The organism is Caballeronia sp. GAWG2-1, from assembly GCF_023631405.1.
Taxonomy (GTDB): Bacteria; Pseudomonadota; Gammaproteobacteria; order Burkholderiales; family Burkholderiaceae; genus Caballeronia.
This window is the reverse complement of record NZ_JALQDD010000038.1, coordinates 1-15,622: the sequence shown is the minus strand read 5'-3', so window position 1 is coordinate 15,622 and position 15,622 is coordinate 1. Positions and strand designations below refer to the sequence as shown.

The following is a 15,622-nucleotide window of genomic DNA, read 5'->3' as shown; positions in this document are numbered from 1 at the left end:
CCCGCCCATGTCCACCGCACCCGACACCACGTCGTCCTTCATTGGACGACCCCAGTCGCGTATAGACGGACCGCTGAAGGTTTGCGGCCGCGCGACTTACACTTCAGACGTCGATCTGCCCGGCATGCTGGTTGCCGTGCCGGTTGGCAGCACCATCGCGAGCGGCAGGATCACATCGCTCGAATTCGCGGCCGCGCAGGCCATGCCCGGCGTGAAGCTGATTCTGCATCGCGGCAATATCGGCAAGTTGTATCGCATTCCCGGCAATTCGTTCGAAGACGGTTATACCGATGAACAACGTCCGCCCTTCGAAGACGACGTGATCCGCTATTACGGCCAGTACGTCGCGTGCGTGATTGCCGAAACCTTCGAAACAGCGAGCGCGGCGGCGGCCGCGATCAAGGTGAGCTACGACGTCACGCCGCACGACGTCAGCTCGGCCCTGACCGCCGCCGAAGAGCCGAAGGTCGCGAGCGAGCGCGGCGATGCCGCGAGTGCTTTCGACGAAGCGCCCGTGAAAATCGACGAGACCTACGTGACGCCCGTCGAAACGCACAATCCGATCGAACTGCATTCGACCATCGCGCACTGGAACGGCGACAGCTACACGTTCTACGAGACGAGCCAGGCGGTGTCGAACCATCGCGGCACGCTCGTGCAGATGCTCGGCGTGCCGAAAGAGAAAGTGCGCGTGATCTCGCGCTACCTCGGCTCGGGTTTCGGCGGCAAGCTGTGGATGTGGCCGCATTCCCTGCTCGCGGCGGTCGCGACGAAGCAGACCGGGCATCCGGTCAAGCTCGTGCTGAGCCGCAAGATGATGTTCCAGAACGTGGGACATCGGCCGACGACGCAACAGCGCGTGCGGCTCGCGGCCACGCAAGACGGCAAGCTCGTGTCGCTGCGGCATGATTTTCTGAACCACGCCGCGCTCGCCGACGAATATGCCGAAGACTGCGGCGAAGCCACGCCGCAGATGTACAGCACGGCCAATCTGCGCGTGACAGGCGGCGTCGCGAAGCGCAACGTCGGTTCGCCCACGTCGATGCGCGGTCCAGGCGCGGTGCCCGGTCTCTACGCACTCGAATCGGCGATGGATGAACTGGCGGTCGCCTTGAAGATCGATCCGGTGGAATTGCGGCTGCGTAACGAACCCACCGTCGATGAAAGCAGCGGCTTGCCGTTCTCGTCACGGCATCTCGTCGAATGTCTCAAGACTGGCGCGGAGAAATTCGGCTGGGCGAAGCGCACGCCCGAGGTCGGGTCCATGAAGCGCGATGGCTTGACGCTCGGTTGGGGCGTCGGCGCATGCAGTTGGCCTGGCTTGCGCTTCTCGGCGGAAGCGGCGGTCGATCTGCGCGCGGACGGCACGGCGCGGGTTGCGTGCGGCACGCAGGATATCGGCACCGGCACGTACACGATCCTCGCGCAGCTGGTGGCCGAGCACACGGGCATTGCGCTACGCAAGATCGAAGTCGGTCTCGGCGATACGGCCTTGCCCATCGGCCCCATTTCCGGCGGCTCGGCGGCGACGGCATCCGTGATTCCGGCGGTGTCGGATGCCGTGCGCGCGGCGGTGAAGATCGTGCTCACACGTGCATCGCAGGCGGAAGGATCGCCGTTCGCGGGCGCGAAGCCGGACGATCTCGCGTTGAGTGGCGCACGCGTGCATCGCAAGAACGAATCGGCGGAAAGCGGCGTGCCTTATACGCGGATTCTCGAGTTGTCGAACATGCATGCGGCATCGGGGAGCGGCAGCGCAAAAGGCGGCTTCGACGATCCACTCAAGAAGAAGTGGTCGATTCACTCGTACGGCGCGCATTTCGCCGAAGTGACCTGGGACGCGGCGACGGCGCGCTTGCGCGTGAGCCGCGTGGTGACGGTGATCGACGGCGGCAAGATTCTCAATCCGCGCGCGGGACGCAATCAGGTGGAAGGCGCGGTGGTGATGGGCGTCGGCATGGCGCTCTTCGAGCATACGATCTACGACGAGCGCAGCGGCGCGCCGATCAACAGCAATTTCGCGGATTACGTCGTCGCCACCAACGCGGATACGCCGAAGCTCGACGTCACCTTCCTCGATCATCCGGACACCATCTTCAACGAACTCGGCGCACGCGGGATCGCGGAGATCGGGCTTGCCGGGATCGCGGCGGCGATCACGGGCGCGGTCTATCACGCAACCGGCGTGCGGGTGAGAAAGCTGCCGGTGATGATCGAGGACTTGCTGGAAGCGGCTGTGTGAGTCGATGCACGGTGAGGCCCGGTCTTTCGAGACCGGGCCTTTTCCTTGGCCTTCGATCGGAGGAAAACAAGCAGGCCGTACAATCGATGAAGTGACTCCTGCCCGAAAACTCTAAACGTCCAATCTTCAAACGTGCCCTCGATCCGCCCCGACAATCTTTCCGACGACGAACTCAACCAGCTCGACGACTTCCTCGCATCCGTTGGTCCGAACGCGATGAACGTCGAGATGGTCGATGGCTTCTTCGCTGCCCTGGCGTGTTGCCCCGACCTCATCAAGTCCAGCGAATGGTTTCCTGAAATCTGGAACACCGATTTCGAGTTCGATAGCGAACGGCAGGCAACCGAGATCACCGGATTGCTGATACGCCACTGGAATGTCGTCGTGGGCGAACTGGCGCGCACGCTCGATAGTTCGCATCATTACGAGCCTGTGCTCGAAGAAGACGAGAGCGGCGTGGCGAACGCGAACGACTGGGCGCATGGCTTCATCCGTGGCGTCGGCATGCGTGCCGAAAGCTGGAGCAGCCTGCTCAGGGACGACACGCGCGCGCGTTTGCTGGCTCCCGTGCTGGCCTTGCATCACGAACACGACGACAACCGCACCTTGCAGTCGCTTTCCATCGAAAACGAAACGCGCGATGGACTAATCGGCCAGATGTGCGAGAACCTGAGCACGATCTACCGGTTCTTCGAGCCGCAGCGAAAGGCGCGGGCAGCCGGTCTCTCTCCCATGCCATTGAAGCGGCTGGAGCCGAAAGTCGGACGCAACGACCCGTGCCCGTGCGGCAGCGGCCGCAAGTACAAGCAGTGCTGCGGCGGCAATCTTCCGACGCTGCATTGATGCGCGGGCCAATCGTCTTCCGGCGCCGTTGCGTACGCACCGGAAGGCGTTCCGTATGAAGCCCGCAGCGCCCACGCTTGCCGTTTCGAACAGCGACCCGCCGTCAATCCGCGCTACCATATTGCCCAGCCCGCCCAAAAACCCCTGAAGCATCGTTCAGCCGGAGTGCCCATGACCGACATGACCCAACAACACGGCCTCAAGGTCGCCACGAGTCTCGCCAAGTTCGTCGAAGAAGAAGCCATTCCCGGCACGGACGTCGATACTGCTTCCTTCTGGAAAGGCTTCGACGCCCTGGTGCACGATCTCGCACCGAAGAACCGCGCGTTGCTCGCCGAGCGCGACCGCCTGCAGACCGAACTCGACAACTGGCATCGCGGCAATCCTGGCCCGGTGCGCGACCTGCGCGCGTATCGCAAGTTTCTGGAAGAGATCGGCTATATCGTGCCCGCGCCTGCCAGCGTGCGCGCAACGACCGCCAATGTCGATCGCGAAATCGCCGAACAGGCCGGTCCGCAACTCGTCGTGCCGCTGTCGAATCTGCGCTATGCGCTCAACGCCGCGAACGCACGCTGGGGCAGTCTGTATGACGCGCTGTATGGCACCGATGCCATCGACGAAAGCGACGGCGCCGAGCGCACGGCCGAGTTCAATCCTAAGCGCGGCGCGAAAGTAATCGCGTATGCACGCGCCTTTCTCGACGACAATGCGCCCCTCGCGCACGGCTCCCATGCCGACGCCACGAAGTACAGCATCGAACAGGGCAAGCTCGTCGTCACGCTGAAGGACGGCAAGAGCCGCCTCGCGAACCCCGAACAGTTCGCGGGCTTTCAGGGCGATGCCAGCGCGCCCCACGCCATCCTCCTCAAGCATAACGACCTGCATGTCGAAATTCAGATCGACGCCGATCATCCCATCGGCAAGACGGATGGCGCGCATGTCAAGGACCTGCTGATGGAAGCGGCGGTGAGCACGATCATCGATTGCGAAGATTCGGTGGCCGCCGTCGATGCCGCGGACAAGACCGCGCTCTATCGCAACTGGCTCGGTCTCATGCAGGGCAATCTCGCCGAGCAGGTGACGAAGAACGGCAAGAGCTTCACGCGCAGCCTGAACCCCGACCGCGAATACACCGCGCCCGACGGCTCGACGCTCAAGCTGCATGGCCGCTCGCTCCTCTTCATCCGCAACGTCGGGCATTTGATGACCAACCCCGCCGTGCTCGATCGCGACGGCAACGAGATTCCCGAAGGCATTCTCGACGCGGTGATGACCACGCTCGGCGCGCTGCACGACCTCAAGAACAAGATCAACTCGCGCACGGGCTCCATCTATATCGTCAAGCCGAAGATGCACGGTCCCGCCGAAGTGGCGTTTTCGGACGAGCTTTTCACGCGCGTCGAGGACCTGCTTGGCTTGCCGCGTCATACCATCAAGATGGGGATCATGGACGAGGAACGCCGCACCAGCGTGAACCTCAAGGCATGTATCGCGGCGGCGGGCGCGCGCGTCGCGTTCATCAACACGGGCTTTCTGGATCGCACCGGCGACGAAATGCATTCGTCGATGGAAGCCGGCCCGATGATGCGCAAGGGCGACATGAAGTCGTCCGCTTGGATTGGCGCATACGAGCGTAACAACGTGCTCGTCGGGCTGAACACCGGCTTGCGCGGCCGCGCTCAGATCGGCAAGGGCATGTGGGCGATGCCCGATCTCATGCACGCCATGCTGCAGCAGAAAATCGCGCACCCGAAGGCGGGCGCGAACACGGCGTGGGTGCCTTCGCCCACGGCGGCCACGCTGCATGCGCTGCATTATCATCAAGTCGATGTGCAGCACGTTCAGCAGGACATGGAGAGCATCGACTACGACGGCGTGAAGAACGAACTGCTGGATGGCCTGCTGACCATTCCGGTGGTCGACAAGCCGAGCTGGTCGGAAGACGACATCAAGAGCGAGATCGAGAACAACGCACAGGGCATTCTCGGTTATGTGGTGCGCTGGGTCGATCAGGGCGTGGGCTGTTCGAAGGTGCCGGACATTCACGATGTCGGCCTGATGGAAGACCGCGCCACCCTGCGCATTTCGAGCCAGCACATTGCGAATTGGCTGCGGCATGGCATCGTCACGGAAGAGCAGGTGAGACAAACGCTGGAACGCATGGCCGCCGTGGTGGACCAGCAGAACGAAGCAGACCCGCATTATCGTCCTATGGCGCCGGCATTCGACAGTTCGTATGCGTTCAAGGCGGCGTGCGCGCTGGTGTTCGAGGGTCGTACGCAGCCTAGTGGGTATACGGAACCGTTGTTGCATAAGTTCCGGCTGGCAGCCAAGCAGACGGCTTGAGTTGCTTTGGATGAAGGGCCGCTTGGCGGTCCTTCGTCGATTAGTCACTTACGCAACGAGAGTTCGGCTGAAGGTACTTAGGTTGCATTCATCGGCGTCAGACCTTGTTCAAAAGCGGTCGACGCTATCGACGCATGGCGCCCCGAAGCGCTCGCCCGCGATTTCCCCTTAAGCCCATCCGATCATGATGAACTTGATGCATTGGCGTTTGCTGGTGGCCGTGGCGGATGCGCGATCTGTCTCGAAGGCCGCCGCACAGGTCGGCGACTTCGGTGTGGCGGACGCCTACCTTTACACGATACTGTCGTGGCTGCCGCACTTCTCAATAGACATCGAGCGCTGGAAGTCGCTCGCACGCTTTGTGGACCGGATCGGCGCACGCCCTGCGGTGAAGGCCGCGCTTGCCGCTGAAGGGGCGTCGCCCGTCGTATGACGCGCGCATCGCGCTCGGATCCGGTGAAAGAATTGAGATCCGGCGATCCATCCAAAAGCGGCAGACAGCCGAAACGTCAGCCACATAAACCCACAACTACTGCTCCGACCAGAGCTTCCCTGCCGTCGCCCAATTCTCGCGCTTCACATCCGTCAGAATGATATCCACGGAGCCCGGCTCGCAGCCGAGCGTCTCGCAAGTCGTACGCGTGATCGCCTCGACGAACTTGCGCTTCTCTTCCGCCGTGCGGCCTTCGAACAGTTGAATATTGAATGTCGGCATGCCGTTGATCTCCTTTGAGTTGAACCTTCATTCCCGATACGACGGGTCGATGCGCTCGAGCTTGCGCAGCAGCGCAGGCCATTCGAGTGCGCCTTCGATCGCATCGTCATCGTGCAATTGTGCGGCCGTGCGCGCGACGACATCCGGATTCGGCACGATCATCTTGCCCACGCCCGCCAGCGCGCGCAGCTGAATATCGCACGCCTTCACGAGCATATCCATCAGCACGTAAGCCTCGGCGATGGTGCGCCCAAGCGTAAGCGGCCCGTGATTGCGCAAGAGCATGGCGCGATGCGCGCCGAGACTCGCAACCAGCCGCTCGCCTTCCGCCGGCGAAAACGCGAGGCCTTCGTAATCGTGGTACGCCAGGTGCCCGTGAAAGCGCATGGCATGTTGCGAGCCGGGCAGCAAGCCGTGCGGTTGCGCGGAGACGGCGATCGCTTCGCGCACGTGAAGATGCATCACGCAAACGGCATCGGCACGGGCGGCGTGCACCGCGCCATGCAGCGCGAAGCCGGTCGCGTTCACGGGATGCGCGCTCGCGCCGATCACGTTGCCATCGATATCGATCTTGACGAGATTCGACGCCGTGACTTCGTCGAAGGAAAGCCCAAACGGGTTGATCAGGAAGCGGCCGGGCTCGCCGGGAACGCTTGCCGAGATGTGCGTATAGACGACATCGTCCCAGCCGTTGAGCGCGACGAGCCGATACGCCGCCGCCAGATCGGCGCGCGTCGCCGCTTCGGCCGCCGAACGCGGTCCGCTTTCCGCGATGCGGCGCTCAGGCGTGTGGGTGAACGACATGTGAGTCTCCTTTATCGACGAGAGCGGGCGCTGCCTGCATGCGATGCGACTTGTCCGTATGCGCCTCGAGACGGCGCGCCATGCAAAGCACCGTCCACGACGCCAGCACGAAAGGCGCGGTCAACGCGGCGACGCCCAGGCAATCGATCACGCGCTCGAACAACACCGATGCAACGATCGCCAGCAGCGCATAGCGGCCGCCGAGCGGCGCGGCGGCCAGCGCCGCGAGCGCCGCATTGAAACCGCATGCACCGGAGAGCGCGACGGCATCGCTTGCGCCGCCGAGTGCGTGCAGAAACGCGCCGAGTCCGCTGCCCGCGAGCGCCCACGCCGCACGCGACGGCCCGGCGGCAAACAGCCCGATTGCGATGAGCGCACCGGCCAGCGCGCCGGTCGCGAAGACAATCGGCGCGAGGCCCGCGAAAGCCGCCTCCAGCATGGAAACGAAGCCCGTCGCGACGGGCGGAATCGCGCCTGTATCGCCGCGCCCGGCCAGAAACGGAAGCCAGCACCAGGTCACGATGATCGCCGGGCTGGAGAAGATCGGCAAGCCAAAGCGCATGAGTCTGCCGGCGAGCGTGGGGGCGATGAGCGTCGCGGCCATCGCCGCGACAATGGCCACAGCCGCCGCCTGCGATGCATCGCCGATAAACGTGAACGCCGCGAGCGCGGCCAATGCGCCGTTGAAACCGTAGAGATCGTCGCGCATGGCGGGTGAATCCGCGTCTTGCGTGATGACGGTAATGACGTTGCCCGTCAACGCGCCGATAAGCAGACCGCACGCGAGCCGGGGATTTGCGCACAGCAGCGCGACGAAGATGCAGACGCCCGTCGCGGCATTGCGCTGCAGGACGATTTGCCCGATGCTGCGGGCAAAGCTCGTGATTTGATCGCCGAAACTGGCGTTGGTTTGGATGGCGGCGGACATGCGTGGCGGCGGAAACGGCTTGAGGAGCCGCCAGCATAAGACAAGGTGCGCGCGCCGTGCGACGGCGGGCCGTATAGCGGGTATGCGACTGCCGCGCTCGAAGAAGGCGAGCGCGGCGACGTGAAACTTAATTGAACGCCATGGGAACGAGCGGCGTGGCGTCGCCACCGGGGTTCGCCAACGAGAGGTCTGAACTCATCTTGACGATTTCCGTGACGTTCTCACGGAAATTAGGGTGGCTTTCCCATGTGATATAGCTCGCGTCCAGCACGGCGGACATGGTGAGAAGGGTAAAAGCGATCTTTTCTACGACAACGAAGCGGCGGCCCATGGCAAGTTCCCCAAAATTTACCAATCATTGTAACAGAACCTAGGGTTTTCCCGTAAGGGTCGTGTTGCAATGCCGCAAATCGGCCGCCGTCGCTCGTCTTGCCTTCCGGCCCGATTACAGGGATGCCTCGAGAATCGCCGTGTAGTCTTCCGTCGATGCCTCGCGCGGATTCGTCTTATGACTGTGGTCCTTCAGCGCGCCCGCGATGATGCGCGGGAACAATTCGCGCGTCACGCCGAGATCGGACAAACCGCGCGGCAGTCCGAGCGTCGCGGTCATCGCGCGGATGGCCTCGCCGACTTCATCGCCGGATGCGAGGCCCATTGCCTGCGCGATGCGCGAAAGCTTGCCCTCTTCCTGCATGGTCGGCGCGCTGCTGTTGAACGCGATGACCGCCGGCAAGAAAATGGCGTTTAGCGTGCCGTGATGCAGCTTCGGGTTGATGCCGCCGAGCGAGTGCGACAAGCTGTGCACACAGCCGAGACCCTTCTGGAAAGCAAGCGCGCCCTGCATCGACGCGCTCATCATGTTCCAGCGCGCCACGCGGTCGGCGGGATTGCGCGTCGCGCGTTCGATATGCCGCCACGCGCGCCACAAGCCGTCGAGCGCGATGCCGTCGGCGGGTGCGTTGAACACCGGCGCCATGAAGGTTTCGAGACAGTGCGCCACGGCGTCCATGCCGGTGGCGGCGGTCATTAGCGGCGGCAGGCCGAGCGTGAGTTCGGGGTCGCAGATGGCGACTTTTGGCACGACATAAGGCGAGATCACGCCGACCTTGCGGCCATCGTCGAGAATCAGGATCGCGCCGCGACCCACTTCGCTGCCGGTGCCCGCCGTCGTCGGAATGGCGATGACCGGCGCGGTCGCCGCCGTGATGCGCGCAAGGCCGCCTTCGATCACCGCGAAACTTTGCAGCGGACCTTCGTGGGTTGCGCAAACGGCCACGCCCTTCGCCAGATCGATGGACGAACCGCCGCCTGCCGCGATCACGCCGTCGCAATCGTTCTCGCGATACATCGCCACCGCCGCGCGCACGGCCGCTTCGTTCGGATTCGGCGGCGTCGCGTCGAATACCGGCGCGGGCGTTTGCGCGCCCAGCGCATCGACGACTTTATCGAGCAGACCGGCTGCGCGAATGCCTGCATCGGACACGATCAGCGGGCGTTTGATGCCGAAGCGTTCGCACTCTCCCGCAAGCAGGCGCAACGCGCCGAAGTCGAACTGAATCTGCGTGATGTAGTTGATGAGGGACATGGTGACTGAGGAAAGGTTATATGGAGCGAAGCGCGCCGCGGTGGTGGTCGAGTATACGTCGGAGAACTTCGCGGCGATACTGACGACAATTGATACCGCTATAACTTTTACTCAACCCTCGCGGCCATGACGCCCAGCATCGACTCGATCATCTCCCGCCTGCATGTCAAACAGTTGCGGCTTCTCATCGCGCTCGAAGAACGCGGCTCGCTGCTCGGCGCGGCAAGGCAACTCGCGCTCACGCAACCGGGCGCGAGCAAGGCGCTCCATGAAATCGAAACCACCTTCGGCGCGCCGCTATTCGTGCGGACCAATCGCGGGCTCGAACCCAACGCGATCGGCCATTGCGTGATCCGCTATGCGCGGCTCATTCATACGGACCTGGCGCATTTGCGTGAAGAGATCGTCGGCATCATGCGTGGATACGGCGGGCGCGTGGCGGTCGGCGTCATCATGGGCGCGGTGCCGCTCGTGACCGATGCGATCACCGAAGTCGCCACGCGTCAGCCGGAGATGTCGGTGGAAATCGTGGAAGATACGAGCGCGACGTTGCTGAGTCTGATCGATGCCGGCCGGCTCGATCTCGCCGTGTGCCGCACGAGCGTGAGTCAGACGCCGTATCTCTACGACAGCGCGATCGTGCAGGACGAGACGCTCGCGGTCATCGCCAATACGGAGCATCCCTTGGCGAAGAGAAAGCGCGTGGCCTTGAAGGATCTGGCGAAGCACCGGTGGGTCGTGTATCGCGCGAACATGCCCATGCGCCTCTTGCTCGAACGCGAGTTTCACGATGCAGGCCTGCGTTTTCCCGCGCATCTGCTCGAAACCACATCTGCGTTCGCGACGCTTTCTCTGCTACAGAAAAACCCGTCGCTAGTGGCGCTGGTGTCCGTGGATGTCGCGCGCTTTTGCACGGCGCATGGCATCGTCTGCACCTTGCCGCTTGCATTGTCGTCGCGTAGCGAGCCTTACGAACTGGTCACGCGGCGCGACGCGCCTCTGTCTCCCGGCGTGCGTCTTTTGATGCAGGCGATCGAAGAAGCCGGCCGCGCGTGAACAGGAATCAGACGCTGCCGAGCGACGAAAGATACGGCGGAAGATCGGGCTGCCTCAAGCGCCGGATGATCTCGAAGCGCAGCATCCACCGTGTATCCGCTTCGCCGATGTGCTCCTGTAAGGTCTGCGCCGCGCGTTCGGGCTTGCCGGCGAGAATGTCGTCGATGATGCGCAGATGCTCCGTGAAGGCATCGCTGATGAGCTGATCGGGAATCTGCAGATACGGGTCGCTCAAATAGCGCGTCGGCACGAACAGCACATGCGTACGCTGCAGCGCAAACACGATCTCCTTGTTCGGGCAATGTGCGAGCAGGTCGATATGCAGGTCTGTTTCCGCCATGTCCATTTCGGCGCCGCCGCGATGCGTGGCCTCGATCGCGCCGATGAGCCGCTCGCGCACGCCTTCGAGAAATTCGCGCGAAACAAGCGGCGCGGCATGCACCAGCGCGGTCGGTTCGAGCAAACGGCGCATTTCGAAGAGATGCCCAATACGCGCCTCGGTCACCTGTTCGGCAATCCAGTGTCCATTGCGGTCCTGCGACAGCGCGCCCACGCTATGCATGCGCGCCATGACGCCGCGCGCCACGGTGCGGCTCACGTCGAAGTACTGCGCCAGCGCTTCCTCGGTGATACGCACCGAGCCGAACAGCACGCGCGTACAGAGTTCGCGCTCCAGATCGGCATACATGCGCTGCCATTGGGGCTCGTTAGTGAGTTCGACCTTGTCGAGCACGGCCGCCTTGCCCGCGCGTTCCGCCGATGCCGTTCCCGCCACGCGATACCCGCGCCCTTCGCTCTCGACGATGATCTTGTCAGCACACAACGCCGCAAGCGCAATACGCGCAGGCGAGCGGCTGATGCAAAAAGACTTCGCGACCTGCGCTTCGAGCAGCTTTTCTCCAGGTGCGATACGTCCGTCCTCGATCATCTCGCGTAACAGCCGGTAAGTGCGATGCTGGATGGAGCCGCCTGCATCGAGCGGCGGGGTATCGGCGGCATTCGTCGCGTAGGTGTTCAACTGGCTCATGTGTTCTTCGTGCAGATTCGATCAATGCTCAACCATACCCCAGCACGTATGCGCCGTCACCGCATGAATTCGGCGATGGCGTCGTTCAGCTGCGCCGCCGCCTGAGGGTCCGCTTCCGAGGCCATCATGTGCCCGCTCGTGCAGGGCAGCCGCAGCAAGGTCGCTTGCGGAATGTGCTCCGCGGCCCAGACGCCCGCTTCAACGGGATTGTAGAGATCGAGCGCGGGCACGCAGACGAGCGTGGGTGCCGCGATCGCGGCCAGCGCCTTTGCGGTGTCGCCATCGAAGCCGGGGGTGGTGCCGACATCGTGGGTATCGTAGGCATGCGACTGCGCAATCCAGTCGAGCGGATCGGCGCGCTGCGTCGCCCACCATGCGGCGCGCGCATCGAGCCAGGCGTATGTGCCGCCCGCTTTCGCGGCGTCATCGGCGAAGCGTTCGGGCGTACGCATGGCGATGATCTGCATCACCGCGAGCCACGCGCTCCAGTCTCCGTTCGACTTAGAAAGCGCGCTGCGTCCCGCATGATTGATCGCCTGCGACCAGGGCGTGGTCTTCGCCATCGGCGTTAGCGCGACGAGCTTGCGCATGAAGCGCGGAAACGTCACGCCCCACTGCAACGCCTGCATGCCGCCCATCGACGCGCCGACCACGGCGGCCACTTCATCGATGCCGAGATGATCGAGCAGCGCCTTCTGGCTCTTCACCATGTCGCGGATGGTGAAGCGCGGAAAGCGCTCGCCGCCCTGGCTCAACGCATTGGAAGGCGAAGTCGACAAGCCATTGCCGAGCGCATCCACGACGATGATGTTCACCCTTTGCGGGTCGAAGGCACGCGCCTCGCCGATCAGAAAGTCCAGCCGATGATGCGTGCTGCCGATCGCGCACAAGCCCAATACCACGGGCCGTGCGCGGTCGCCGATATCGCCGTGCACGACGTAGGACACGAGCAGATCGTCTATATGTTCGCCCGATTCCAGCGCGAAGCGCCCGAGCGTCGCGCTGCGATGCGGCGCGTCGATCCAGCCGGGTTGCATGTCGGGATGACGCATGACGTTCGCTCAGAATTCGATGACCGCGCGCAGCTCCGCGCCGGTGGCGAGCCTTTGCAAGCCGTCGTTGATATCGGCAAGCGCGATATGCGACGTCACGTACTCGTCGAGTTTCAGCGAGCCGTCGAGATACGCTTTGGCGAGCATCGGAAAGTCGCTGGCCGGGTTCGCGCCGCCGTAGCTCGAACGTACGATCTGTTTCTCGCCCATGAGGCTCGCCCAACGAAACGATGCCTCTTCTTCCGCCGGCAGCTTGCCGAGCCACACGACATGCGCGCCGGGCCTTGCAAGCTCCACGCTTGTCCGCAGCGATGCGCGATTGCCCGCAGCCTCGAATACGTAATCCGCGCCGCGTCCCTGGGTCAGATCGGCATGCGCGGCAGCGAGGTTGTCGTCGGCTGAAAGCGCGTGAGTGGCGCCGACCGCGCGCGCGAGATCGAGCTTGTCCGACGAGCGATCCACCGCGATGATGCGCGCCGCGCCCGCGAGCCGCGCGCCCTGCACCGCCGACAAGCCGACCGCGCCGCAGCCGATTACCGTCACGGTACTGCCCGGCTCGACCTTCGCGACATTCAGCGCCGCGCCCACGCCCGTCATCACGCCACAGCCGATGAGACACGCGCGGTCGAACGGCATCTCGTGGGGCACCTTCACCGCACACTCTTCCGACACCACGCACAACTCCGCGAAGCTGCCCGAATACATCAACTGATGCACGGGCGCGCCATCGTCGAGAAAGAGGCGAGGCGTGCCATCGAAATGGAACGACTGCGCCGCGTGATCGCGATACGCCTGGCAGAGAATCGAAAGCTTGCGCGCACAGTAAAAGCACGCGCCGCAATGAGGATTCCACGACGTGACGACATGGTCGCCCACCTTCACGCCGCGCACTGCGTTGCCCGCCCATTCGACGATACCCGCCGCTTCGTGTCCCGGCACGAACGGAAGCGGCGTGCGCAAGTCGCCGCGCACCGCTTCGAGATCGGTATGGCACAGGCTCGTCGCCTTCACGCGCACGATCACATCCGTGTCGGCCAGATTGCCGAGCGTGACGCGCCTGATCTGCAAGGGCTCGCCTTTACGCTCCAAGACCGCTGCTTCGAATTTCGTGTTCGTCATGCGTCTAGCGTCGTCCGGTTGCGGTTTGTCCCGCGCCCTTGTAGAGAATGTTCAGGTTGCGCTCGCCGATCTGCTGATGCAGCGCGACGAACGCCGGGTCCAGTTCCTCGGTCGGACGCGGCTCGTGCTCGAAGGTGTTGTACGTATCGATGCCGCGCACGAGCGTGGCGCTGTCCTCGCCTTCGAGCTGGCGCACGTAAGTCGGGATATAGCGGATGGCATAGCCGATGCGCCGCTTGTCCGAATGGTTGGGCGGCGAGCCATGCACGATTCGCACATGATGAAGCGACATCTCGCCCGGCGCGAGTTCGATCGATACCGCCTGCGCTTCATCCACTTCCACCGCGACTTCCTGCCCGCGTGTGAGCAGATTGTGCTCGTTGAAGGTATCGCGATGCGGCATCTGGTCGAGCAGATGCGTGCCCGGCACGACCTGCATCGCACCGTTCGAACGGTTGCTCTCCGAAAGCGCGACCCACGCGGTCACGACATCGGGCTTGGACAAACCCCAATACGTCGAGTCCTGATGCCACGACACGTAAGCCGGGTCGCGCGCGTTCTTGATGAAGAAGCTGCTTGCCCAGACCAGCAGATTCTCGCCGTAGAGATCGTCGATTGCATCGACTACCTTGTCGTTGCGCACGAGATCGTTGAGCCACGGAAACAGCAGATGGCTCTTTACGTTGAGCGCCTTCTTCGCGAACGAACTTTTCTCGTGCTCGAAGTCCTCCAGGCGCTTGCGCAGTTCGAGCGCGGTCTCTTCGGACATCACGCGAATGGGCGCGACATAGCCGTGTCGCTGGAAATGTTCAACCTGTTGCGGGGTCAATGCCTTCAGCATGATGCGAGTCTCCTTTTTTCCGTGATTCAAGCAACCTGCATGCGCACCGGTGTTTCCAGCGCGCCGCGCCCGGAGGTAAAGCCGCCTGAGCGCAATACGCGGCCGTCTATCGCGCGTGCATCAGTGACGCCTGCGAGGGCCATCGTCATATCGAGTTCATCGCGGATGATTTCGAGCGCACGTGTCACGCCCGCTTCACCTTCCGCGCCGAGTCCATACAGAAATGCGCGGCCTATGTACACGCCGCGCGCGCCGCAAGCGAGCGCTTTCAACACGTCTTGTCCCGAGCGGATGCCACCGTCCATGTGCAGTTCGATATCGCCATGCACGGCTTCTGCGATACGCGGCAGCATGGAAATGCTCGAAGGCGCGCCGTCCAGTTGACGCCCGCCATGATTCGAAACGATGAGCGCGTCCGCGCCGATATCGCGGGCAATGCGCGCGTCTTCCTCGTCGAGGATGCCCTTCAGGATGATCGTGCCGCCCCACTGCTTGCGCACCCAGTCGATGTCCTGCCACGTGAGCGTCGGGTCGAACTGCCGCGCGGCCCAGTCGGCCATCGACGCGATGCCCGTCACGCCCGGCGCATGTCCGACGATATTGCCGAAGGTGCGGCGCGGCGTGCCCAGCATGCCCGCACACCAGCGCGGATAGCGCGACAGATGCGCGAGGTTGCGCAGCGTGAGCTTTGGCGGCGCGGACAGACCGTTACGTTTGTCCTTATGGCGCTGGCCTTGAATCTGCAAGTCGAGCGTGAGGACGAGCGCGGAACACCCGGCAATTTTCGCGCGATAAATCAGGTCCGCAATGAAACCGCGGTCCTTCATCATGTAGAGCTGAAACCAAAAAGGCTTCTGCGTATGCGCGGCGACGTCCTCGATCGAGCAGATGCTGACCGTCGATAACGTGAACGGCACACCGAAGCGCGCGGCCGCGCGCGCCGCGAGAATCTCGCCATCCGCGCGTTGCATGCCGGCGATGGGCGGGGGGGGGATTGGGACCCGCCGCGCAAACCGGGTTACAGCGATAGGCGTCGTGTGTTTTGGCTCGCTGTAAACCACCCG

The 15,622-nt window shown here is 63.4% G+C and carries 15 protein-coding genes; 5 read left to right on the top strand and 10 right to left on the bottom strand.

From position 1 onward, the window contains the following. The first annotated feature begins 7 nt into the window (after positions 1-7). From NCR98_RS24480 to NCR98_RS24465, 4 genes are all read left to right on the top strand, one after another. Complete coding sequence (locus NCR98_RS24480; RefSeq protein WP_250527576.1) at positions 8-2,242, top strand: xanthine dehydrogenase family protein molybdopterin-binding subunit; 2,235 nt, start codon at positions 8-10, stop codon at positions 2,240-2,242. Between the two features lie 132 nt (positions 2,243-2,374). Beyond that, the gene (locus NCR98_RS24475; RefSeq protein WP_250469195.1) at positions 2,375-3,085 is read left to right on the top strand and encodes a UPF0149 family protein; all 711 of its coding nucleotides are present in this window, start codon (positions 2,375-2,377) and stop codon (positions 3,083-3,085) included. Between the two features lie 171 nt (positions 3,086-3,256). After that, positions 3,257-5,431 carry a malate synthase G gene (locus NCR98_RS24470; protein ID WP_250527575.1) on the top strand — a complete coding sequence of 725 codons (2,175 nt, stop codon included), beginning with the start codon at positions 3,257-3,259 and terminating at the stop codon, positions 5,429-5,431. A gap of 184 nt (positions 5,432-5,615) precedes the next feature. Continuing rightward, positions 5,616-5,864, top strand: a complete 249-nt coding sequence (locus tag NCR98_RS24465; protein WP_250527574.1) for a glutathione S-transferase family protein — start codon at positions 5,616-5,618, stop codon at positions 5,862-5,864. A gap of 96 nt (positions 5,865-5,960) precedes the next feature. Here the strand turns inward: NCR98_RS24465 and NCR98_RS24460 are convergent, their stop codons facing one another. From NCR98_RS24460 to gbd, 5 genes are all read right to left on the bottom strand, one after another. Continuing rightward, entirely contained in the window at positions 5,961-6,146 is a 186-nt protein-coding gene (locus NCR98_RS24460) for a 4-oxalocrotonate tautomerase (protein WP_016347879.1), read from the bottom strand. A gap of 27 nt (positions 6,147-6,173) precedes the next feature. Continuing rightward, a complete protein-coding gene (locus tag NCR98_RS24455) occupies positions 6,174-6,950 on the bottom strand; it encodes a class II aldolase/adducin family protein (protein ID WP_250469192.1) in 777 nt (258 codons plus the stop codon). Then, positions 6,928-7,878 (bottom strand): urea transporter, encoded by a 951-nt coding sequence (locus tag NCR98_RS24450; protein ID WP_250527573.1) that lies wholly within the window; start codon positions 7,876-7,878, stop codon positions 6,928-6,930. Before NCR98_RS24450 ends, NCR98_RS24455 begins: the two co-directional genes overlap by 23 nt. Before the next feature lie 127 nt (positions 7,879-8,005). Beyond that, positions 8,006-8,209, bottom strand: a complete 204-nt coding sequence (locus NCR98_RS24445; protein WP_244830959.1) for a hypothetical protein — start codon at positions 8,207-8,209, stop codon at positions 8,006-8,008. A gap of 114 nt (positions 8,210-8,323) precedes the next feature. After that, positions 8,324-9,463 carry a 4-hydroxybutyrate dehydrogenase gene (gbd, locus tag NCR98_RS24440; protein ID WP_250469190.1) on the bottom strand — a complete coding sequence of 380 codons (1,140 nt, stop codon included), beginning with the start codon at positions 9,461-9,463 and terminating at the stop codon, positions 8,324-8,326. Between the two features lie 126 nt (positions 9,464-9,589). Between gbd and NCR98_RS24435 the strand changes: the two genes are divergently transcribed. Further along, positions 9,590-10,519: a LysR family transcriptional regulator gene (locus tag NCR98_RS24435; protein ID WP_244830961.1), complete on the top strand. Its 930-nt coding sequence runs from the start codon at positions 9,590-9,592 to the stop codon at positions 10,517-10,519. Positions 10,520-10,526: 7 nt separating this feature from the next. Here the strand turns inward: NCR98_RS24435 and NCR98_RS24430 are convergent, their stop codons facing one another. The 5 genes from NCR98_RS24430 to NCR98_RS24410 form a co-directional block, all read right to left on the bottom strand. Beyond that, complete coding sequence (locus NCR98_RS24430; protein ID WP_244830962.1) at positions 10,527-11,546, bottom strand: GntR family transcriptional regulator; 1,020 nt, start codon at positions 11,544-11,546, stop codon at positions 10,527-10,529. Between the two features lie 56 nt (positions 11,547-11,602). Then, on the bottom strand, positions 11,603-12,598 hold the full coding sequence (locus tag NCR98_RS24425; protein ID WP_250527572.1) for an alpha/beta fold hydrolase: 996 nt from the start codon (positions 12,596-12,598) through the stop codon (positions 11,603-11,605). 9 nt (positions 12,599-12,607) lie between these two features. Next, positions 12,608-13,717, bottom strand: a complete 1,110-nt coding sequence (locus tag NCR98_RS24420; protein WP_250527571.1) for a Zn-dependent alcohol dehydrogenase — start codon at positions 13,715-13,717, stop codon at positions 12,608-12,610. A gap of 4 nt (positions 13,718-13,721) precedes the next feature. Beyond that, positions 13,722-14,558 carry a phytanoyl-CoA dioxygenase family protein gene (locus NCR98_RS24415; RefSeq protein WP_250527570.1) on the bottom strand — a complete coding sequence of 279 codons (837 nt, stop codon included), beginning with the start codon at positions 14,556-14,558 and terminating at the stop codon, positions 13,722-13,724. A 26-nt stretch (positions 14,559-14,584) separates the two neighbouring features. After that, positions 14,585-15,622, bottom strand: a 1,038-nt coding sequence (locus tag NCR98_RS24410; protein ID WP_250527569.1) for an alpha-hydroxy acid oxidase, incomplete at its 5' end; no start/stop codon positions are given.

Excerpts from the sequence above, each read along its gene's own strand:
- NCR98_RS24415 (WP_250527570.1), bottom strand. The coding sequence starts at position 14,558 with ATGCTGAAGGCATTGACCCCGCAACAGGTTGAACATTTCCAGCGACAC.
- NCR98_RS24430 (WP_244830962.1), bottom strand. The coding sequence starts at position 11,546 with ATGAGCCAGTTGAACACCTACGCGACGAATGCCGCCGATACCCCGCCG.
- NCR98_RS24455 (WP_250469192.1), bottom strand. The coding sequence starts at position 6,950 with ATGTCGTTCACCCACACGCCTGAGCGCCGCATCGCGGAAAGCGGACCG.
- NCR98_RS24445 (WP_244830959.1), bottom strand. The coding sequence starts at position 8,209 with ATGGGCCGCCGCTTCGTTGTCGTAGAAAAGATCGCTTTTACCCTTCTC.
- gbd (WP_250469190.1), bottom strand. The coding sequence starts at position 9,463 with ATGTCCCTCATCAACTACATCACGCAGATTCAGTTCGACTTCGGCGCG.
- NCR98_RS24425 (WP_250527572.1), bottom strand. The coding sequence starts at position 12,598 with ATGCGTCATCCCGACATGCAACCCGGCTGGATCGACGCGCCGCATCGC.
- NCR98_RS24470 (WP_250527575.1), top strand. The coding sequence starts at position 3,257 with ATGACCGACATGACCCAACAACACGGCCTCAAGGTCGCCACGAGTCTC.
- NCR98_RS24420 (WP_250527571.1), bottom strand. The coding sequence starts at position 13,717 with ATGACGAACACGAAATTCGAAGCAGCGGTCTTGGAGCGTAAAGGCGAG.
- NCR98_RS24480 (WP_250527576.1), top strand. The coding sequence starts at position 8 with ATGTCCACCGCACCCGACACCACGTCGTCCTTCATTGGACGACCCCAG.
- NCR98_RS24435 (WP_244830961.1), top strand. The coding sequence starts at position 9,590 with ATGACGCCCAGCATCGACTCGATCATCTCCCGCCTGCATGTCAAACAG.
- NCR98_RS24450 (WP_250527573.1), bottom strand. The coding sequence starts at position 7,878 with ATGTCCGCCGCCATCCAAACCAACGCCAGTTTCGGCGATCAAATCACG.
- NCR98_RS24460 (WP_016347879.1), bottom strand. The coding sequence starts at position 6,146 with ATGCCGACATTCAATATTCAACTGTTCGAAGGCCGCACGGCGGAAGAG.
- NCR98_RS24465 (WP_250527574.1), top strand. The coding sequence starts at position 5,616 with ATGATGAACTTGATGCATTGGCGTTTGCTGGTGGCCGTGGCGGATGCG.